General features: G+C 62.4%; 13 protein-coding genes. 4 read left to right on the top strand and 9 right to left on the bottom strand.

Annotated features, from left to right (window positions below):
- Positions 1-36 precede the first annotated feature (36 nt).
- Positions 37-1,698: a PAS domain-containing sensor histidine kinase gene (locus QYE47_RS13080; protein WP_070383974.1), complete on the top strand. Its 1,662-nt coding sequence runs from the start codon at positions 37-39 to the stop codon at positions 1,696-1,698.
- 61 nt (positions 1,699-1,759) lie between these two features.
- Positions 1,760-3,826, top strand: coding sequence for a PAS domain-containing protein (locus QYE47_RS13075; protein ID WP_019436977.1), 2,067 nt, complete (start codon positions 1,760-1,762; stop codon positions 3,824-3,826).
- Between the two features lie 7 nt (positions 3,827-3,833).
- Here the strand turns inward: QYE47_RS13075 and QYE47_RS13070 are convergent, their stop codons facing one another.
- The 9 genes from QYE47_RS13070 to QYE47_RS13030 form a co-directional block, all read right to left on the bottom strand.
- On the bottom strand, positions 3,834-4,580 hold the full coding sequence (locus tag QYE47_RS13070; RefSeq protein WP_041167155.1) for an SDR family oxidoreductase: 747 nt from the start codon (positions 4,578-4,580) through the stop codon (positions 3,834-3,836).
- Positions 4,581-5,402: 822 nt separating this feature from the next.
- Positions 5,403-6,176, bottom strand: a complete 774-nt coding sequence (locus QYE47_RS13065; RefSeq protein WP_014591720.1) for an enoyl-CoA hydratase — start codon at positions 6,174-6,176, stop codon at positions 5,403-5,405.
- Between the two features lie 13 nt (positions 6,177-6,189).
- Positions 6,190-7,317 (bottom strand): acyl-CoA dehydrogenase, encoded by a 1,128-nt coding sequence (locus QYE47_RS13060; RefSeq protein ID WP_070384142.1) that lies wholly within the window; start codon positions 7,315-7,317, stop codon positions 6,190-6,192.
- Positions 7,318-7,325: 8 nt separating this feature from the next.
- Positions 7,326-8,519 (bottom strand): acetyl-CoA C-acyltransferase, encoded by a 1,194-nt coding sequence (locus tag QYE47_RS13055; RefSeq protein WP_019437598.1) that lies wholly within the window; start codon positions 8,517-8,519, stop codon positions 7,326-7,328.
- 11 nt (positions 8,520-8,530) lie between these two features.
- On the bottom strand, positions 8,531-9,298 hold the full coding sequence (locus QYE47_RS13050; RefSeq protein WP_014591723.1) for an SDR family NAD(P)-dependent oxidoreductase: 768 nt from the start codon (positions 9,296-9,298) through the stop codon (positions 8,531-8,533).
- 13 nt (positions 9,299-9,311) lie between these two features.
- Positions 9,312-10,958, bottom strand: a complete 1,647-nt coding sequence (locus tag QYE47_RS13045) for an acyl-CoA synthetase (protein WP_020192116.1) — start codon at positions 10,956-10,958, stop codon at positions 9,312-9,314.
- Between the two features lie 122 nt (positions 10,959-11,080).
- A complete protein-coding gene (locus QYE47_RS13040) occupies positions 11,081-15,526 on the bottom strand; it encodes an NEL-type E3 ubiquitin ligase domain-containing protein (protein ID WP_241792123.1) in 4,446 nt (1,481 codons plus the stop codon).
- 145 nt (positions 15,527-15,671) lie between these two features.
- On the bottom strand, positions 15,672-16,694 hold the full coding sequence (locus QYE47_RS13035) for an AraC family transcriptional regulator (RefSeq protein WP_070384144.1): 1,023 nt from the start codon (positions 16,692-16,694) through the stop codon (positions 15,672-15,674).
- 200 nt (positions 16,695-16,894) lie between these two features.
- Complete coding sequence (locus QYE47_RS13030) at positions 16,895-17,758, bottom strand: LysR substrate-binding domain-containing protein (protein ID WP_070384145.1); 864 nt, start codon at positions 17,756-17,758, stop codon at positions 16,895-16,897.
- A gap of 112 nt (positions 17,759-17,870) precedes the next feature.
- On the opposite strand from QYE47_RS13030, the gene QYE47_RS13025 reads away from it, so the two are divergent.
- On the top strand, positions 17,871-18,977 hold the full coding sequence (locus QYE47_RS13025; protein ID WP_070384146.1) for a 2-aminoethylphosphonate--pyruvate transaminase: 1,107 nt from the start codon (positions 17,871-17,873) through the stop codon (positions 18,975-18,977).
- Between the two features lie 34 nt (positions 18,978-19,011).
- On the top strand, positions 19,012-19,839 hold the full coding sequence (phnX, locus tag QYE47_RS13020; RefSeq protein WP_003250077.1) for a phosphonoacetaldehyde hydrolase: 828 nt from the start codon (positions 19,012-19,014) through the stop codon (positions 19,837-19,839).
- The last annotated feature ends 128 nt before the right edge of the window (positions 19,840-19,967 follow it).

Genomic DNA, 19,967 nt, shown 5'->3' with positions numbered 1-19,967 from the left:
ACTATAGTTGCTCGATCCGATCATCAGGCCCTCGTCATGTCGCCAGATACGCTTGCGTCCTTTGCCCAGTTGCAGGCGCGTGTCGCAGAACTGGAAGCACGCCTGGCAGAGCGCGAAGATAGCGTTCAGGCGCATGACAGGCTGCTTGGAGAACTGCTCGACAACAGCGTGGCCAACGTGTTTGCTGCCGACCGCAGGATGCGCCTGTTGGCCATCAATCGCACGGCGCGCGAAACCTTCAAACGTTACCGAGGCTTCGTACCGCAGATTGGCGACTACGTACCCCAGTTCCTGACCGATCAACCCGACATCATGGGCCGCCTGGCCCCGATATGGCCGCGCATACTGGCAGGGGAAGCGTTCATCGACACCGTCACCTTCGGGCTGGACGACGCACCACGCCACTACGAAATTCGCTACCACCCGTGGCTCGATGCTCAGCAGCGAATTCAGGGCGGCTACCTGTTCGCCTATGACATCACGCAGCGCGTGACCGAACAGGAGCGCCTGCAGCAGGCCGAAGAAGCACTGCGCCAGGCGCAGAAAATGGAGGCGGTCGGCCAGTTGACCGGCGGGATTGCCCATGATTTCAACAACCTGCTGGCCAGCATCCTTGGCGCCCTGGAACTGGCCGGGCAACGTCTGGTGCAGCAACAGCTGACGGATACTGCGCAGCTGCTTGAAATCAGCCGGCATAATGCGCAACGCGCCGCAGCCTTGGTGCAGCGCTTGCTGGCATTCTCACGGCAGCAGACGCTGGTCCCGCAACGGGTCGATGTGCAGCAACTGGTGGCCGGTATGCACGACCTGATCAGCAGCTCCACCGGCCCCTATGTCGACTACCACGACCAGACACATGCCGGACTATGGCCTATCCGAATAGACGCACAGCAACTGGAAAACGCGCTGCTCAACCTGTGCATCAACGCCCGTGACGCCATGCCGCTTGGCGGCACCTTGAGCATCGGTTGTGCCAATGTCGAAGTGCAAGGCGCCGAAGCCAGACAACTGGACCTGACCGCTGGCCGGTTTCTGCGTATCCGCGTTGAAGACACCGGCATGGGCATGTCCAAAGCAGTGATGCAGCGCGCCCTTGAGCCCTTCTTCACCACCAAGCCGCTCGGCCAGGGCACTGGCCTTGGGTTGTCCATGGTCTACGGCTTTGTGCGGCAATCCGGTGGCCAGCTGGTCATCGATAGCGCGCCTGGCCAGGGTACGGTCATCAACCTGTATCTCCCCCACGATGAAAGCATAGACGCCGCTTCACCCAGCCCCGACGTCGAGGGGCCTGCCCCTGCGGTCTCACATCAGCGGCGCGTGTGCAAGGTGATGCTGGTGGAAGACGAGCCGGCCCTGCGCCTGGTCATGCTGGAGGTATTGATAGATCAGGGCCATGAAGTTCAGGCATTCGAAGATGGCCGCCAGGCCTTCAAGGCCTTGCAGGAAGCCCCAGCGCCGGACTTGCTGATCACCGATGTCTGCCTGCCAGGGGGTATCGATGGCCACCGACTCGCGCAAGCCTGTCGAAGTATTGCACCACATGCAGCGGTGCTGCTGATTACCGGCCCTGACGCTGCGCACAGTACGGCAAAAGCGCGGCCCGACCGGCGCACAGAACTGCTGGCCAAGCCATTCGATCTTCAAACACTTGCCCAGGCGCTTGAACGGCTGCTGGGGAGCACCGCCCAGTCGCACTGAGCGGCTATTCGCCTACAGGTGAACACGTTAAAGTCATCACTTTCATTTGCCGGACGCAGGCATGTCTTCTAGTGATCTGAACTCACTGCGCCAACAAGTCGAAGACCTCCAGCGACAGAACACACTGCTGGAGCAACGGCTTGCAAGCAACCAGGCGCACGACCAGGACTTCTATCGCTCACTGTTCGACACCATGGACGAAGGCTTCTGCATCATCGAGTTCTTCGATGGCCCTCATGGCCCCCTGAGTGACTACGTGCATGTGCTGGCCAACGCAGCCTATGCCAAACACGCCGGCATCCCTAACGTGGTCGGGCAAAAACTGCGCGAGATGGTGCCCGATGAGGCGGATGACTGGGTGGCCCGCTATGGCGCGGTGCTTCGCACCGGCGAACCGCTGCACTTCGAGCAGGAACTGATTGCCACGGGCCACGTGCTGTCGGTGACCACGTTTCGCATAGAACCTGCCGAGAAACGTCAGGTAGCGGTACTGTTCAAGGATGTCACCGAACGCCGGCGTGCAGAGCAGGCTCTGCAGCGCCTGAACGAAGAGCTTGAACAAAGGGTGAATGCAGCGCTGGCGGAGCGCCGCTTGTTTGCCGAGCTGGTCGATCACAGTGTGGTCAATGTGCATGTGGTCGACAAGGACCTGCGCTGGCTGGCTGTCAATCGCCAAGCCAGGCATGACTTCCACCTGCTGTACGGGAGGACACCCGAAATCGGCGACTACCTGCCCGGATTGTTCGAGGATGGCGCCGCCGGCCAGACGCCTGTTCTGCCGATGTGGCAGCGCGCCCTGGCAGGCGAGCAGTTCATCGAGATCGGCACCTTCGGCAAGCCCCCCGCGCTGCGCCATTATGAGTTGCGCTTCAACGCCTTGCGCGACCCAGAAGGCGAGGTACATGGCGCGTTTCTGTTCGCCTATGACATCAGTGAGCGAGTACAAGAGCAGGAACGCTTGGCCAAGGCAGAAGCGGCGCTGCGCCAGGCACAGAAGATGGAAGCCGTAGGCCAGCTCAGTGGCGGCATAGCCCACGACTTCAACAATTTGCTGGGCGGCATCTTGGGCGCCCAGGAGCTGATGCGGCAACGCCTGGAGCAGTCACGCTTCGACGCCCTGGCGCCTTTGCTGGAGCTGTCCAGCAGCGCGGCGCAGCGGGCCTCTTCGCTGGTGCACCGGCTGCTGGCGTTCTCCCGCCAGCAGACCCTGCAACCCTGCTCCACGCAAGTGGCCACCTTGGTGGCCGGCATGGAAGACCTGCTGCGCCGCACCATCGGCCCGGCGATTACCCTGAGCAGCCGCTTCGCCAGCCAGCTGTGGCCGACCTTCATCGACCCTCCCCAACTGGAAAGCGCCTTGCTCAACTTATGCATCAACGCGCGCGATGCCATGCCTGCCGGTGGTGTGATCGAGATCATTGGCGACAACCTGCAGCTTGACGACAAGCAGGCCGTGGCACTGGAACTGCCGGCCAGCGAGTTCGTGCGGCTGAGCGTCGTCGACAACGGTAGCGGCATGTCGGCCGAAGTTGTCGAGCGCGCTGTCGAGCCGTTCTTCACCACCAAGCCGATGGGCCAGGGCACCGGCCTGGGTCTGTCCATGACCTATGGCTTCGTGCGCCAGTCGGGTGGGCAATTACGGGTGCTGTCGGTGCCTGGCGAGGGTACCCGCATCGAGCTGCTGTTACCCCGCCACCACGAGCAAGCCCAGGCGCCAATCAGCAAAGCTCCGCGCGCGCCCTTGCGAAGAAGCAGCGAGAGTGCAAAACGCATTCTGTTGGTTGAAGACCAGACTGCCTTGCGTCTGGTGATTGGCGAAGTGTTGGAAGAGCTGGGCTATCGGGTGGACGCCTTCGAGAACGGTCCGTCTGCCCTCACCCACCTGCAAGGCGGCGAACGGCCAGACTTGCTGCTGAGCGATGTCGGCCTGCCTGGCGGCCTGAATGGCCGCCAGTTAGCCGAACGCTGCCGTGAGCGCTACCCGGACCTCAAGGTGCTGTTGATCACCGGCTACGATGAGAGCGCGGCGCTCAGCGACGGCCAACCGCTGCAAGGTACGTTGGTGTTGACCAAGCCGTTCGAACTGGAAGCACTGGCAGAGCGGGTTCGCGAGCTGCTGGAACCTTGACGGGCGCTCAGCGCCCGCCGCCCAGGTCGATAAAGCTGCCGGTGGCATAGGAGGCTTTGTCCGAAAGCAACCAGAGGATGGCCTGGGCCACTTCCTCGGGATACCCTCCTCGGCCCATGGGCAAGCCAGGTTCAAGCTTGCTGACGCGGTCCGGGTCGCCCGAAAGCGCATGGAAACCGGTATGGATATAGCCTGGTCGTACGCCATTGACGCGCACGCCCTCGCCTGCCACTTCTTTGGCCAGGCCGATGGTGAAGGTGTCGAGCGCGCCCTTGGAGGCGGCATAGTCGACATATTCGTTGGGCGAACCCAGGCGTGCGGCGACCGATGATACGTTGACGATGGCCCCGCCTTGCCCGCCATGCCGGCGTGCCATGCGCAGCAGGGCGTGCTTGGCGCAGAGCATGGGGCCGACGACGTTGGTCTTCATGACGTTCAGCAGACGGAACTCGGACATGTCCTCGACCCTGCTCTGCTGGCCGATGGTGCCGGCGTTGTTGACCAGTGCGGTGACCGGGCCGAGCTCATCGTCGACGCGCAGGAACAGCTGGATGATTTCATCTTCGACGCTGACGTCGGCGCGCACCGCGATGGCCTCGGCGCCCAGGGCGCGGACCTGGCTGAGGATGGCTTCGGCGGCCTGGTCATCGGCGTGATAGTTGATGCAGATGCGGTAGCCCTGGCGGGCGGCCAGCAGCGCAGTGGCGGCGCCGATACCGCGGCTGCCGCCGGTGATGACAATGACGTTCTCCATGGATTTGCCAATGGTTTTGGGAAGGGAGCATCGACAATAGGCGAAATGGCGCTGCGTTGGAATGACGAAGATCAGCACAGCCAACCCTCTGCTGTTGATCTAGCTTTTGATCTTGATCTTGATCTTGATCTTGATCTTGATCTTGATCTTCGCGACTTCAGGAGGCCGAACGCAGGCCTTGCGGAGGCAGGTGACGGGCATGGATGCCCGTCAAGCGCTGAGGCCCCAGGATGGGGCCTTCGGCGCGGTCCTGCCGGGAGCAAGGCCGGAGTGAGGGGACCCCGGAGCGCAGCGCAGGGGCCGGATGATGGGAGCGCAGCGTTTTTTGGTTACTTTTTGTCGCGTTTGACAAAAAGTGACTCGCCGTAAGGGCGAAAAGGTGAGTCAGCGTCGCCATCGCAAATGGACTGTTCGCTGAGCCAAAACAGACGAGTTCGCTTCTTGCTTCTTGCTTCTTGGATGTGGGCATTCACATCGAGTAGGTATTCATTCACGTAGGTGGCGCATAGTCACCTTTCCGCCCTTACGGCGGGTCACTTTTTGTCAAACGCGACAAAAAGTAACCAAAAAACGCTGGCTCCTATCATCCGGCCCCTGCGCTACGCTCCGGGGTCCCCTCGCTACGGTCTTGCTCCCGGGAGTACGCGCTGCAGGCCCCATCCATGGGGCCTCAGCGCTTGACGGGCATCCATGCCCGTCACCTCCCTTCGCAAGCCCTACGCTCGGCCTCCTGAAGTCGCAATCTGCGTCGCCTGAACTATCGCGCACTTAGAAGCAAAAGCCACGGCAACGGCAACGGCAACGGCAACGAACCGAGTCTGATCAACGGTCCTTGAACTGTGCCTCACGCTTGGCGATGAATGCGGCCATGCCTTCTTTCTGGTCTTCGGTGGCGAAAGCCGCATGGAAGACCCGACGCTCAAAGCGAACCCCCTCGCTGAGGGTGACTTCAAATGCTCGGTTGACGCTCTCCTTGACCATCATGCTCACCGGAATCGACTTGCTGGCAATGGCCGCGGCCACCTTCAGCGCCTCTTCCACCAGCTCTGCTTGCGGCACGATCCGCGCCACCAGACCTGCACGCTCGGCTTCTTCCGCCCCCATCAGGCGGCCGGTCAGGCAAAGCTCCATGGCCTTGGCCTTGCCCACCGCACGCGTCAGGCGCTGGGTGCCGCCCATGCCCGGCAGAACGCCCAGGTTGATTTCCGGTTGACCAAATTTGGCATTGTCCGCAGCGAGGATAAAGTCGCACATCATCGCCAGCTCACAGCCGCCGCCCAGGGCAAATCCAGACACGGCAGCAATGATCGGCTTACGGCGATTGGCAATGCGGTCGGCGTCGCTGAACAAGTCGTCGACGTAAATCTGCGGGTATTGCAGCTCGGCCATTTCCTTGATGTCGGCGCCAGCGGCAAAGGCTTTGGCCGAGCCTGTCAGCACCACGCAGCCGATGTTCGGGTCGCGCTCGAGCTGGTCCAGAGCCTGGTTGATTTCGCCGACAATCTGCGCGTTCAGCGCATTGAGCGCCTGCGGCCGGTTGAGGGTGATCAGGCCGACCTTGCCGTGGATGTCCAACAGGATGGTTTCGAATGCCATGCAGTCTGCTCCTTCAAAGATTGCGCGCAATGACCATGCGCTGAATGTCGCTGGTGCCTTCGTAGATCTGGCAAACCCGAACGTCGCGGTAGATCCGCTCCAGCGGGAAGTCACTCAGATAGCCATAACCGCCCAGGGTCTGCAAGGCATCCGAACAGACCTTTTCGGCCATTTCCGAGGCAAACAGCTTGGCCATCGACGCTTCCACCAGCGCCGGTCGCCCCGCATCACGAAGGGCGGCGGCGTGCAATACCATCTGCCGGGCAACGGAAATTTTCGTTGCCATGTCGGCCAGGCGAAACGCCACGGCCTGGTGCTCGATCAGCGCTTTGCCAAAGCTCTGGCGCTCGTTGGCATAGTCCCGCGCCACTTCGAACGCCGCGCGGGCCATACCCACCGCTTGCGAGGCGATGCCGATACGGCCGCCTTCAAGGTTGGCCAGGGCGATCTTGTAGCCTTCACCCTCCGCGCCCAGCCGGTTGGCCACTGGCACGCGCACATTGTCGAAAACGATCTGGCAGGTGTCGGAGGCGTGCTGGCCGAGTTTGTCCTCCACCCTCGCTACCTGGTAGCCCGGCGAATCGGTCGGCACGATGAAGGCGCTGATGCCTCGCTTGCCAGCCTCCGGGTCGGTGACTGCAAACACGATCACGACGCCGGCGTTCTGCCCCGAGGTAATGAACTGCTTGCTGCCATTGAGCACGTAGTGGTCGCCTTCCAGGCGGGCGCGGGTCTTCAGGCTGCTTGCATCGGAGCCAGCCTGCGGCTCGGTCAGGGCGAAAGCTCCGAGCATCGCACCTGTGGCCAGCGGGGTGAGGAACTGCTCTTTCTGCTGCTCGTTGCCGAAGCGCAGGATCGGCACGCAACCCACCGAGTTGTGCACGCTCATGATGGTCGAGCAGGCGCCATCGCCCGCAGCGATTTCCTCCAAGGCCATGGCATAAGCCACATAACCGGTGTCGCTACCACCCCACTGCTCCGGCACCAGCATGCCGAACAGGCCCAGTTCGGCCATTTCGTCGATGGCCTCTTTCGGGAAGCGATGTTCCTTGTCCCATTGCTCGGCAAACGGCTTCAGGCGTTCCTGGGCGAAAGCACGTACCGCGTCGGCAATCTGTTGTTGCTCGTCATTTACCAGCATGGTTCACCTCAGTACAGGCATTCAACAGCCATGGCCGTGGCCTCGCCACCGCCGATGCAGATGGCCGCCACACCCCGACGCAGATTGTTCTGGCGCAAGGCCGACAACAGGGTGACCAGAATACGTGCGCCAGAAGCGCCGATCGGGTGGCCGAGGGCGCAAGCGCCGCCGTGGATATTGACCTTGTCGTGTGGCAGATCGAGGTGTTTCATGGCCGCCAGGGTGACCACGGCGAAGGCCTCGTTGATTTCGAACAGGTCAACTTCGGCCAGGTTCCAGCCGGTGCGCTTCATCAGTTTGTCGATCGCGCCGATCGGGGCGGTCGGGAACAACGCCGGGGTGTCGGCAAAGGCGGCGTGACCGTGGATGACGGCCAATGGCTTGAGGCCACGTTTGTCGGCCTCGGAGCGGCGCATCAGTACCAGCGCCGCAGCGCCGTCGGAAATCGAACTGGCGTTGGCCGCCGTCACGGTGCCGCCTTCACGAAACGCCGGTTTGAGCTGCGCAATCTTGTCCAGGCGCGCCTTGGGCGGCTGCTCGTCATCCTTGATGACGCGCTTTTCCTTGCCCTCGGTGACTTCCACCGGCACGATCTCGGCGGCAAAACGACCGCTGCTGATGGCATCCTGCGCTCGGGTCAGCGAGGCGATGGCGAACTGGTCCTGGGCTTCGCGGCTGAAGGCATTGGCCTGGGCACAGTCCTCGGCAAAGGTGCCCATCAGGCGGCCTTTGTCGTAGGCGTCTTCGAGGCCGTCCATGAACATGTGGTCGATGATCTTGCCGTGGCCCATGCGGTAGCCGCCACGGGCTTTGTCCAGCAGGTACGGCGCGTTGGTCATGCTTTCCATGCCACCCGCCACTACCACGTCTGCGGTGCCGGCCAGCAGCAGGTCATGGGCCATGATCGCGGCTTGCATACCCGAGCCGCACATCTTGTTCAAGGTGGTGCAGGTGGTGTGTTTGTCCAGCCCGGCGCCCAGCGCGGCCTGGCGTGCCGGCGCCTGGCCCTGGCCGGCCGGCAGCACGCAGCCGAACAGTACCTGCTCGACACAGGCGGCATCGATGCTGGCACGTTCCACGGCAGCACGAATGGCGGCGCTGCCCAGTTGCGGCGCAGTCAGGCTCTTGAGGTCGCCCTGCAACCCGCCCATGGGCGTGCGCACGGCGCTGACGATAACGATGGGGTCATTGGCGAGGGTCATGTTCGCTCTCCTTACTTGGCAGCCATGCGCAGCGCACCGTCGAGGCGGATGACCTCACCGTTGAGCATGCTGTTCTCGATGATGTGGCGGGCCAGCGCGGCGTATTCCTGCGGGCGGCCCAAGCGGGGCGGGAACGGTACGCCGGCAGCCAGCGAAGCACGTACCTCTTCGCTCATGCCGGCCATCATAGGGGTTTCAAAGATACCCGGAGCGATGGTCATCACGCGGATGCCGAAGCGTGCCAGTTCGCGCGCGGCCGGCAAGGTCAGGCTGGCAATGGCCCCCTTGGAGGCAGCGTAGGCGGCCTGGCCAATCTGGCCGTCATAGGCGGCAATGGAAGCCGTGTTGATGATGACCCCACGCTCGCCGCTCTCATCGGCAGCCCCTTCGGCCATGGCCGCCGCAGCCAGACGCAACAGGTTGAAGCTGCCGATCAGGTTGACGTTGATGACCTTGGCGAAGCTGGCCAGGCCATGCGGGCCCTGCTTGCCCAGCACCTTCTCGGCACCGACGATGCCGGCACAATTGACCAACCCATGCAAGCTGCCAAAGGCGCTGACAGCTGCATCGACAGCCGACTGGGCCGCCTGCTCGTCACTGATATCAGCCACGGCGAAACGGGCATTGTCGCCCAGTTCGCGGGCCTTGGCTTCGACAGCCTGGGCATTGAGGTCGACCAGCATGACCTTGGCGCCAGCCTCGACCAGCATCTGTGCAGTCGCAGCACCCAGCCCGGAAGCGGCGCCGCTGACGATGAAATGTTTATTGGCTATGTGCATGAGTACTTTCCTTTCAGACGCTGGCAGGGGTGGCCTGTTGCGCTTGTTGTTTGGCGACTTCCTGGTTGCGCAGGATGAAGCGTTGCAGCTTGCCGCTCGGGGTCTTGGGCAGCTCGCTGACGAATTCGATTTCCCTGGGGTAGGCATGCGCGTAGAGGCGCTGGCGCACGTGCTGGCGCAAGGTTTCTTCCAGCTCGACGCTGCCAGCGTAGCCGCTCGCCAATACCACGAACGCCTTGATCAGCTCGGTGCGCTCCGGGTCGGGCTTGCCGATCACCGCTGCCTCGATCACCGCCGGGTGCTCGATCAACGCGCTTTCCACATCGAACGGCCCCACCCGGTAACCGGAGGTGGTGATCACGTCGTCGCTACGGCCAACGAAGCTGATGCTGCCATCCGGGTTCAGCTCGACAGTGTCGCCGCTGAGGTAGTACTTGCCGACGAAGGCTTTGGTCGGCAGGCCGTGGTAACCGCCGAACCAGCACAGCGGCGACTGCTCACGGTCAACGGCGAGGATGCCTGGCTGGCCGGCTGGCAGTTCGTTGCCCTGCTCGTCCACCACCACGATGCGGTGGCCGGGGATGGCATAGCCGGCAGAACCCAGGTGCACCGGGTGCTGCAGGCCATGGTGGTTGCACAGCACCATGCCCAGTTCGGTCTGGCCGTAGTGATCGTGAATGGTCACGCCCAGCTCGTCGGCGAACCAGCGGATCACCTCGGGGTTAAGCGGTTCGCCGGCACTGCTGACCACCCGCAGGCGGCCCTTGATCGGTGCCGAGAAATCTTTGCCCGCCGCAATCAGCAAGCGATACGCGGTTGGCGAGCCGGCCAGGTTGGTGATACCCAGCTTGTCGATCACCCGGGCGCAGCTCTCGACACTGAACGGGCCATCGTAGAACGTGGTGGCGTGCCCCAGCGACAACGGACCGGTAACGGCGTAATACAAGCCGTAAGCCCAACCCGGGTCGGCCAGGTTCCAGAAGTTGTCCTCGGGCAGCAGCTCGATGGCATCACGCATGTAGCCCTGAAACGCGACGATCGCACGCAGTGGCACTTCCAGGGGTTTTGCCGGGCCAGTGGTTCCGGAAGTGAACATCAGCAGGAATGGATCGTTGCCTGAGCGCATCACCGGCTCACATACGTCCGCTGCGCGCTCCAGGCATTGCTGGAAGTCCAGCTCACCACTGCGGGCCTTGACGGTGATGATGGTCGGGCAGGCATGCACGTCGTCCAGCTTGGCGCGGTTGTGGCTATCGGTGACCACCACTCGGGCATGGGATTGCTCAAGCCGGTGCTCGATGGCCTTGGGGCCGAACGCGGTGAACAAGGGCTGGTAAACCGCCCCGAGGCGCCAGGTAGCGAGGATGGTCACCAGCAGTTCAGGGGTACGCGGCATCAAGCCGGCAACCCGGTCTCCGGCGCCTACCCCCTGCGCCTTTAACACATTGGCGAACCGGGCAGCCTGCACCTGAAGCTGATCGAAGCTATAGCGCGCGCTGTTACCATCGCGGTCCTCATGAATCAGTGCCAGCTTGCCGTCACCGGCATGCCGGTCACAGCATTCGACACAGGCATTAAGGGCTTCAAGGTTGCCGTGCAATGCCGTCACAACGGCCTGGTCATGGTCGAACGTACGAGCGGCCTCGGCGTAATCGCGCATCATCGGACTCCTGGTTTCTTGTTTTTGGAGTTGAAGCATCGGTCCGACGATGTTCGCGCCGCTCATGCGCGGCGGCAATGGCCAAAGCTGTCAATCTGGATGACTGGTTTGGCCGCCGCTAATCACCCCTCTGCGCGCTCGGCTGCACGCAGGTAGGACTGGGTGAGCCCTGCGACCAGGCGCTCGATATCGAGGACCTGCTGTTCCTGCAGCCGGCGTAGTTGCTGCTCGAAGGCCGCCGGCGCCAAGACAGGACGTTGAGCCTGCAGCTCAAGCGTGCGCCGAGTGTAATCCGCACTGAGGGCATCGAACATTTGGTCATGTTGCTGGCGCAGGTAACGGCGCCAGAACGCGCGCTGGCTCAGGCTATCGGTCAGGCCCTCGATGGTCTGCGCGCGCGTAACCCGCAGGAACGCATCCTCTACCTGGGCCTGTGTCAGCGCGACAGCATCGGGATAGCGCATGGCATATGGCTGGTTGGGCAGCCGCAACCGGCTACGAAGTTGCACCCTGTAAGCCAGCCCCAATGCCAACTGGTCAATATGTTCACTGGCAGCCAGACGCTGCCGGCCATCCTGGTAGGCAATCCCTTCCAGTTGATCCAGCCGGAACAGTTGCCTGCCCAGTTCAAGCAACTCGCCCCTGCGTTCAGGGTTGACTGCGGCGGCTTCGGCCTGCGCCTGCCTCACCAATACCTGCAATGCACTGAAATGGCTGGCAACGGCGTCCGAACATGACAGCGGCAGGCCGGCCCGCTCAAAGATCCGCCGGCACAGCACCGGGTCGCCGTCCAGCGTAGCCAGCAGTGTCCATACCCCGTCAACCAGCGCATCCCGCCCTTCACCCGCTTGGCTGTAGTCCGCAGTCATCTCCAGGCGAGCCAACAACCTGAACAACCCGCTGCTACCCGCTTGCGCCAGCAACCGCAACCACACGGCCTCACGCTCGGCCTGAACCGTCGCATCCGTATGGCCTACCCAACGCGTACGGGCCCTGGCCAGGTCAACTGACCCCAACTGCTCAGGTGAGTGCCGGTGTTCTTCGATCACATCGAGGGCATACAACCTTCGTTGCTGCATGACCGACAAGGGGTTGTCCTCCATCAGAATGGCCTGTCGAAATGCATAAGGCATCAGCTGGATCTCGGTGGGCACTTCGCGGAGTTGGTTGTTGCGCAAGTCAGCACGTTCAAGTAGACCACAGAGCTCCAGGCGACGCGGCCAGCTGCCCAGCCGACAATGACGCAGGTTCAGGCTTGTCAGCCGAGAAAGTTGGTGGAAACTCATGTCGAGCGCTTCCAGCCGGTTATGACTGAGATCAAGATGCACAAGGTTGGACAAACCATGCAGAACGCTGATCGCCTGGGCGTCGAGGCGTATCTCGTTATGCGCCAACCGAAGCGATTGAAGATTCGGTAAATGGGCAATGCCTGTTGGTAGACGCATCAACGCGTTGTTGTTGAGGTTCAGGTGCGTCAAGGCAGTAAACGGGCGAAGGAAGTCGGCCGGAATGTCAGTAATCAGGGTGTCGTTCACGCTCAGCAGGGTAATGCGATGGAAATCGATGTGCGGCGGTAGTGCCGGCAGTGTGCGCAAACTCAAACCGCTCATCGACAAGCGCTGCCCCTGTGTTTGCCCCTCGCCGGCCGAAACAGGCTCGCCCTGCAGTCGCCAGGCTCGCAGGATGCTGTCGGCCGTCAACCTGCGGGCGGCGCGTCGACCCTCCTGCAACTCGGCACCGACCCAGCGATTCAGGTACAGCACCAGCTGGTCATGTGCTTCCTGCAGTTCTACCAAGCGCTCGAAGACTGGCTGCGGGCCTTGTTGCACACGCGCCAGCTCCACATCGAGCGCGGCCTCGTCCAGGCCAGGATAAAGCGACCGTAGCTGGTCACGAATGATCGCCTGCTCATCCCTGGGTGCAGCGCCAGGGCGGCCACTGAGCGGGTATCCCACGCGCCCATCGTCCATGCGACGCCCTGGATTGAGCCACGCCTGCTCCTCTGGCCAGCCGAGCATGCGCGCGATGTCCCAATGGGAAGCGGGTAACCGCGCGAGAAGTTTCTCACGCAATTGGCTCGCCGCAGCACTGCCCACCAGTTGCATCGCTGCGCGCTGCTCCGACGTTAGTGCGATGAAAAGCGCCTCGAAGATACATCCAGGCTCGTCAGCGATAAGCACGTGTGGCACACCTGACCCGTTGTAGATCAGAAACCTGCCTTCGTGCCGGACCACTATTCTTTTTGCCTCGGTTTGCCCGCCGCTACCGAGACGCCTGATAGACCGCCCATCCAGCCCGGAGTCACGCAAGTCGAGGTCAACTTGTTCAAGTCCGAAGCTATCCAGTAACGCAAGGGCCAACTCGCCGGTGACGTCACTGTAAGCTGAGCTCAGATACAATCCCGCCAGCCCCCGGCTCAGCCGAGCCAGACGCAAGAGCGAACCGGCGTTCTTCGCGCACGGCAATGGCAGCCGCCGCTCGACCCGCGCCATTTGGTGCTCAAGCTCATGCGCTTGGCCGGTTACTTCATTTATGTAGGCCGAAGGCAAACCCGGGAAGTCCCGCTTTACCAACATGCTCAGTGGGTCTGCTGCAAGTGGCTGCTCTGTCAGGTGGGCAAACAATTGCGGCCGCAACCCGGCCTCATGCACCCGGATCTGCTCCAGTCCGGCGCCCACGTCTGGCCTTGCTTCACACCAGGCCAGCAGTTCACTGTCCGATGGCACCAACGCCTTCAGCCGAACACGCTCGAAAAACGTTTGAATGCGTGCATGCGCCTGGAAGGCGCCCAAGGTTTGGCCAAGGCTCACCGGCGCCGGGCGATTCTCCACGAGAACGCCGCGCAACAAATCTGCATCGATACCTGCCACCCGCATGATCTGCTCGGCCTGATGCGCGTCGAAAGGGGAATGCTGTGGCCATAATGCATCCAGCATGCGCGCAGGCGCCTGCCAGCTTAGTGGTTGCTCACGCATCAGCTGCCAGCCACGCTCACCATTGTGCAACACGACCGGCCCGTAGCCGCCCTCACTCGTTACATGGCGCAGGCGATAGGGGCCATCGGCGACGGGTTGATGCACTTCGAAGTAACGTCCATCGATACGGACCCATCGGCGGCCCGCCTCGCCACTGCGTTCCTCCTCGAGCAGATTGATAGGGCCCGACAATGATCGATAATTCCTGGCGTTGAACTGCCACAGGCGACCGCGCCCATTCCCAAGGCTTACCGGCTCCAGGCCCCCGACAAACGCACTGCGCACAAAACTGACACCCGCCACCGTCGCCGCGGTGGCCGCCAAGGTTTCGGCAACCCCCAGCAGATGCTGCAGCGCTTCGTGTTGGTGCCCTCTCGACCAATCCCGTGTCCCTTCGAACACGTCAGCACACGTCTGTGCAACCACCTGACCCAGCAGCACGCCGCCCACAGCCGGGATGAACAAGCCGGCGAGGTTTACCAAATCCAGACCTGCCGCTTTCCACTCAGCGTGTCTGGCGCTTACCGCCCGGCTATCAGCGTCAGCGGTCGGTACCAGCAGCAACCGGGCATCTTCCTTGACCCGTTGCACTTGCCGAGTCGCCAGTTGCGTGAAAACCCCTCCTCCAGGTGTTTCACCCTCAAGCTCCAGGTCCGGCAGCTTGTCTTTCAGGCGCTTGCCGAGGGTACTGACAAAACCTGCACGGTGCTCAAGGCTGATGAGCTGTGTGAAGTACTGCCAGTAACCGGGATCTTGCAACAACCTCGCCACGGTACTGTTCATGGAGGCGGCATTGTCGAAGAACCGCAATGCCTGCCGGGGATCACCAGGCAGGTAAAGTACGATGCCCCGTTCATTTCCCGCCTTGTCATGCAGGTGAATCAGCAAGCCATCGACCACAGGTTTCCCTATTGCCCTCAACAGCATGGCTTTGCCTTCGAGCCCTTGTTGTCGCCGCTCCTGAGCGGGGTCCAGCACTTCACGCAAGGCAAGCTGCACATCGACGCTTATGCTTCCCTGCAAAGCCGCAAGCTCGGTCGCCAGCTTCAACCCCGAACGTTTGTCTTCAGCCAGCACCGCCTGGGTAGCTGGCGGGAAGATCCTTTGCAACGCGTCCTGATAACGCTGACCAACGTCCAGATTGCGACAGGCCGTAATCAATGCTTCCAGCGATGCATTCAATGGTTTGTCGCTGCCTGGCAAAACCAGCCCCGTGCCCTCGTAGTAGCGGGTATTCGCAGCAAAGTTGCGCATCAGCCGCAGTAACCCGTTCTCACGCGTCTGGCTGTACCCGTATGTCTGTTGCAAGGTACCGGGCAGTGTGCCGAAGTGTGGCGCCACCCGCAGCCACTCGAGCTGGGTAAATACCTGCCCGTCCGGCAACGGTGCATCCAGCAAAGCCGCCAGGTGCTTCTCGGCAAACTGCTGGAGCGGCAGTAACTCAAGTGTCAGGCCACTCAAGCGTGCCTGGCTGGCGTGGTGCGCGTTCAGGCTGGTGCGCAGAGTGTTGATCTGGCCCCTTGACGCGCGTTTGAGCCATTCAGGTAATCGGGCACCGATGAATGGGTCATGGCCCGTCGCGTTGATGATCATGGTGGGTTCCCTAGCTATTTGACGAAGCCAACCATGTTGTTCAAATGCCGGACCAGGATGCAGAGGGAACGGGTTCGATCGGCGCCTGCTCGGAAAGCCTTCTGGGCCCGCGCGGTAACGCACTACGGCGGGAAGCGTTCGCCCTTCAGTGCCCTGCCCCTCGCGCCTGGATCAATGCCCGATAATGCCCCGGGTTGCAGCCGAACCACTTGCGAAATGCCTTATAGAACGAGCTGCTGTCGGCGAACCCCAAACGCTCGGCAAGCTCGCCCATGGCCACGTCTTCCTGGCTGAGCCAGGCGATCGCCAGCTCCCGTCGTACGCTGTCCTTCAAGCCCTGGTAGTTCTGCCCCTCTTCTGCCAGGCGCCGCCGCAGGGTCGATGGCGACAGGCACAACTGTCGGGCCAGGCGGTCAGCATCGGGCCATTGCGCAGGGGCCAGGCGCAACAGGTCGGTGCGGATACGCCGCCCGAGACTGGCCGGGTCACGGTACTTGACCAGGATATTGCCCGGCGCTTCGGCAAGAAAACGCTGCAGTTCCTCCTCGCTGCGCCGAAGAGGCAAGTCGAGGCATTGCGAAGCAATGATCATGCGTGTGCGTGGACGCTCAAAATGCAGGTTTTCCGAAAACATGACCCGGTAGTCGTCGCAAAAGGGGGGTTCGGCACAACGCAGATCAATGCTCAGAATCGGGATACGCCGCCCGGCCAGCCAGCAGGTCACGCCATGCACGATCATCCAGAAGGTGAAATAGGTGAACGCGCGGCGCGGTTCGTCACGCGGCTCATTGATGACAATTTCGGCCAGCCCTTGCTGGCGCACCAGGCTGGGCTGCATGTCTTGAAGCATCAACGACAGAAAGGCCAGCGAGGTTTCCAGGCCTGCGCCCAGGGTCGGTTGGCCCATGCTGGCACGGCACATGAACGCCAGGCTGCCACTGCACAGACCGCGCGGGTCCATCGCGAAGAATTCGTCGTTGCAGCGCCGGGCCAGCAAGCGCCACAGGCGGGCATAGGACTCGGCACTGACCCTTGCCTCTGGCAGGTGCAGTTGTTCAACGGCGATGCCCGCCCTGGCCAGCAAGCCACTGTCAGGCTCACCGGCAGGGCAGGTCTGCAACAGCGCTTCGCGCACCAGCTGCATGGAAATGGTGTCTTTGTCGCTCATCGACGGTCCTGTCGGCTGATTGCCGGCCATATTAGGGTCTGTATGAAAAGCCTTGAGACGAAGGTCAGGCAAGGCGAAAACAGCCGAGGAAGCGGAGTTTACGGGTTGTAAATGAGCATTCCGAGGCTGTTTTCAACGCAGCATCACCGAGTATCAAGGCTTTTCATACAGAGCCTAGGGTGCCCCGCAGCAAACAGCCATCATAGCCCCGCTGCCAGGCTCAGGAATGCCTGAATCAGGCGCAGTTCGCGACGACGCTCCAGGCAGCCGATTACGTGTTGGTTGACAAGGCCCTCGCCGGCCAATGGGCGTGCCACCACACGTGGATCATTGGCCACTTCAGTGGAAGAAACAACGCCAATCCCCAGCTGCGAGGCCACTGCCTCGGTTACCGCCTCCCGGCTGTCCAGCTCCAGCAATACACGCGGTTGCACGCCCGCCTTGATGCAGGCCTTGTCGAAGGTGCGCCGGGTGGTGGAGCTGGGTTCGCGCAGCACCATGATCTGCTGGTGCAGCTCGGCCAACGGCAAGTCCTCCCGCGCGCTGGCCCAGGCGTGCCCCACGGGTAACAACGCACACAGGCGCGACTCACAGAGATTTTGCAGATGCAGCCCTTTGCGCGGCTCGATTTCAGTCAGCACCGCCACGTCGGCATGCTCGCCGAGCAGCGCAGCCAACGTCTCCTGTGCGTTGCCCAGACGCAAGTTGACGGTGACGCCTGGGTATCGTTCACGCAGCAGCGCCAGCATCGGCATGACCCGGTGCGGTCCGTCGGCAGCTACCTCCAGGCGCCCGGTCAGCAACTGACGGTTGGCCTCGAGCATGGCCTGCGCTTCTTCGGCCAGGCCGAACATGGCGCGCGTGATGGCCGCCAGGCGCGTGCCCTCTTCGGTCAATTCCACGCGCCGTGCAGTACGCCGCAACAAGGTGATCTGGTAGTGCTCCTCCAGGGCCTTGACGTGCCCGGTCACCGCCGGCTGGCTGATGAACAGGCGCTCGGCAGCACGGGTAAAGCTGCCCTCACGGGCCACGGCGTCGAAGGCGCGTAGCTGGAACAGATTCATATTCATCGGCCTGACTTATAGCTGGGATAACAACAAACAATTTGATTGATGGCAGCGCGAATTGCAACCTAGGCCCCGTAGTTTCAGCCCACCGCTTGTGAGGAATAACGGAATGAGCAATGCCCCGATTCTGCTGACCCCAGGTCCCCTGACCACATCAATCCGCACCCGCCAAGCCATGCTGGTGGACTGGGGCTCCTGGGACCGTGACTTCAACCAATTGACTGCCAGCGTCTGCGAACAACTGCTGGCCATCATCGACGGCGCCAGCAGCCACCACTGCGTGCCCCTGCAAGGCAGCGGTACCTTCGCCGTGGAAGCGGCCATCGGCACCTTGGTGCCACGCGATGGCAAGGTTCTGGTACTGATCAACGGCGCGTACGGCCAGCGCCTGGCGAAGATCTGCAAAGTGCTGGGTCGCACCTACAGCACCTTCGAAACGGCCGAAGACCAGCCGACCACCGCCGCCGACGTCGACCGGCTGCTGGCCGAAGACCCGGCCATCACCCATGTGGCGCTGATCCACTGCGAAACCAGCACCGGCATCCTCAACCCGCTGCCCGAGATCGCCCAGGTGATCAAACGCCATGGCAAGCGCCTGATCATCGATGCCATGAGCTCGTTCGGTGCGCTGCCGATCGATGCCCGCGAAATCCCCTTTGAAGCACTGATCGCGGCCTCCGGAAAGTGCCTGGAAGGCGTACCCGGCATGGGCTTCGTCTTCGCCGAAAAAAGCGCCCTGGCGGCCGCCGAAGGCAATGCCCACTCGCTGGCCATGGACCTGCACGACCAGCACGCCTACATGGCCAAGACCGGGCAATGGCGCTTCACCCCGCCTACCCACGTGGTCGCGGCCCTGCACGAAGCACTGCAGCAATACAACGAGGAAGGTGGCCTTCCCGCCCGCCACCAGCGCTACGCAGACAACTGCAAGACGCTGCTCGACGGCATGGCAGCCATCGGCCTGCGCAGTTTCCTGCCTGCCGAGATCCAGGCGCCGATCATCGTCACCTTCCACGCCCCCACCGATGCCCGCTACCAGTTCAAGGACTTCTACGAGCGGGTCAAGGCCAAGGGTTTCATTCTCTACCCGGGCAAGTTGACCCAGGTCGAAACCTTCCGCGTCGGCTGTATCGGTGTGGTCGGGGCGGACGGCATGCAGGCCGCCGTGAATGCCGTGGCCGACGTGCTGCGGGAAATGGAAGTGCTGGACATCTGACGCTTTGCCCACCCGAACTCAGGAATTTGCGCACATGAACTACAACAACCCCACCCAATTGCAAGCCGCCATCCTCGACTGGGCTGGCACCGTGGTCGATTTCGGCTCATTCGCTCCCACCCAGATCTTTGTCGAGGCCTTTGCCGAGTTCGACGTGCAGGTGTCGATCGAGGAAGCCCGAGGCCCGATGGGCATGGGCAAATGGGACCATATCCGCACCCTGTGCGACGTACCGGAAATTGCCGAGCGCTACCGCAAGGTGTTCGGCCGTACCCCGACCGATGATGACGTCACCGCCATCTACAACCGCTTCATGCCGCTGCAGATCGAGAAGATCGCCGTGCACTCGGCACTGATCCCCGGTGCGCTGGACACCCTCACCGGTCTACGCCAGGACGGCCTGAAGATCGGCTCGTGCTCGGGCTACCCGAAAGTGGTGATGGACAAGGTGGTGGAACTGGCGGCGCAGAACGGCTACGTAGCCGACCATGTAGTGGCCACCGATGAAACCCCGAACGGCCGCCCATGGCCGGCCCAGGCCTTGGCCAACGTGATTGCGCTGGGGATTGACGATGTAGCGGCCTGCGTGAAGGTGGACGACACCGTGCCTGGCATTCTTGAAGGCCGCCGTGCCGGCATGTGGACCGTGGCGCTGGTCTGCTCGGGTAATGCCTTGGGCCTGACCTGGGAAGGCTTCCGGGCGTTGAGTGCCGAGAAACTGGAAAGCGAGCGCCAGCGCATCCATGCACTGTTTGCCGGCTCCCGCCCGCACTACCTGATCGACACCATCAACGACCTGCCCGAAGTAATTGCCGACATCAACCGGCGCCTGGCCAAGGGCGAGATGCCGCAAGCCTTCTGACCCCTGCGGTTGCGCTGTATGTGTGTCCGCCACCAATCTGTGTAGGAGCGGGTTTACCCGCGAATACGGTGGCGGCAGCAACGGTGAACGGCGGGTGGAAATTGGCCAGCAGGGCCGGCCTCTTCGCG

This window comes from Pseudomonas sp. 2,4-D, assembly GCF_030418155.1.
In the GTDB taxonomy this organism is placed as follows: Bacteria; Pseudomonadota; Gammaproteobacteria; order Pseudomonadales; family Pseudomonadaceae; genus Aquipseudomonas; species Aquipseudomonas alloputida.
The sequence above is the reverse complement of the archived record's forward strand: the minus strand, read 5'-3'. Positions and strand labels throughout refer to the sequence as shown.

What these genes read in the sequence shown, in the direction of transcription:
- QYE47_RS13080 (WP_070383974.1), top strand. Translation starts at nt 37, where the DNA reads ATGTCGCCAGATACGCTTGCGTCCTTTGCCCAGTTGCAGGCGCGTGTC.
- QYE47_RS13075 (WP_019436977.1), top strand. Translation starts at nt 1,760, where the DNA reads ATGTCTTCTAGTGATCTGAACTCACTGCGCCAACAAGTCGAAGACCTC.
- QYE47_RS13070 (WP_041167155.1), bottom strand. Translation starts at nt 4,580, where the DNA reads ATGGAGAACGTCATTGTCATCACCGGCGGCAGCCGCGGTATCGGCGCC.
- QYE47_RS13065 (WP_014591720.1), bottom strand. Translation starts at nt 6,176, where the DNA reads ATGGCATTCGAAACCATCCTGTTGGACATCCACGGCAAGGTCGGCCTG.
- QYE47_RS13060 (WP_070384142.1), bottom strand. Translation starts at nt 7,317, where the DNA reads ATGCTGGTAAATGACGAGCAACAACAGATTGCCGACGCGGTACGTGCT.
- QYE47_RS13055 (WP_019437598.1), bottom strand. Translation starts at nt 8,519, where the DNA reads ATGACCCTCGCCAATGACCCCATCGTTATCGTCAGCGCCGTGCGCACG.
- QYE47_RS13050 (WP_014591723.1), bottom strand. Translation starts at nt 9,298, where the DNA reads ATGCACATAGCCAATAAACATTTCATCGTCAGCGGCGCCGCTTCCGGG.
- QYE47_RS13045 (WP_020192116.1), bottom strand. Translation starts at nt 10,958, where the DNA reads ATGCGCGATTACGCCGAGGCCGCTCGTACGTTCGACCATGACCAGGCC.
- QYE47_RS13040 (WP_241792123.1), bottom strand. Translation starts at nt 15,526, where the DNA reads ATGATCATCAACGCGACGGGCCATGACCCATTCATCGGTGCCCGATTA.
- QYE47_RS13035 (WP_070384144.1), bottom strand. Translation starts at nt 16,694, where the DNA reads ATGAGCGACAAAGACACCATTTCCATGCAGCTGGTGCGCGAAGCGCTG.
- QYE47_RS13030 (WP_070384145.1), bottom strand. Translation starts at nt 17,758, where the DNA reads ATGAATCTGTTCCAGCTACGCGCCTTCGACGCCGTGGCCCGTGAGGGC.
- QYE47_RS13025 (WP_070384146.1), top strand. Translation starts at nt 17,871, where the DNA reads ATGAGCAATGCCCCGATTCTGCTGACCCCAGGTCCCCTGACCACATCA.
- phnX (WP_003250077.1), top strand. Translation starts at nt 19,012, where the DNA reads ATGAACTACAACAACCCCACCCAATTGCAAGCCGCCATCCTCGACTGG.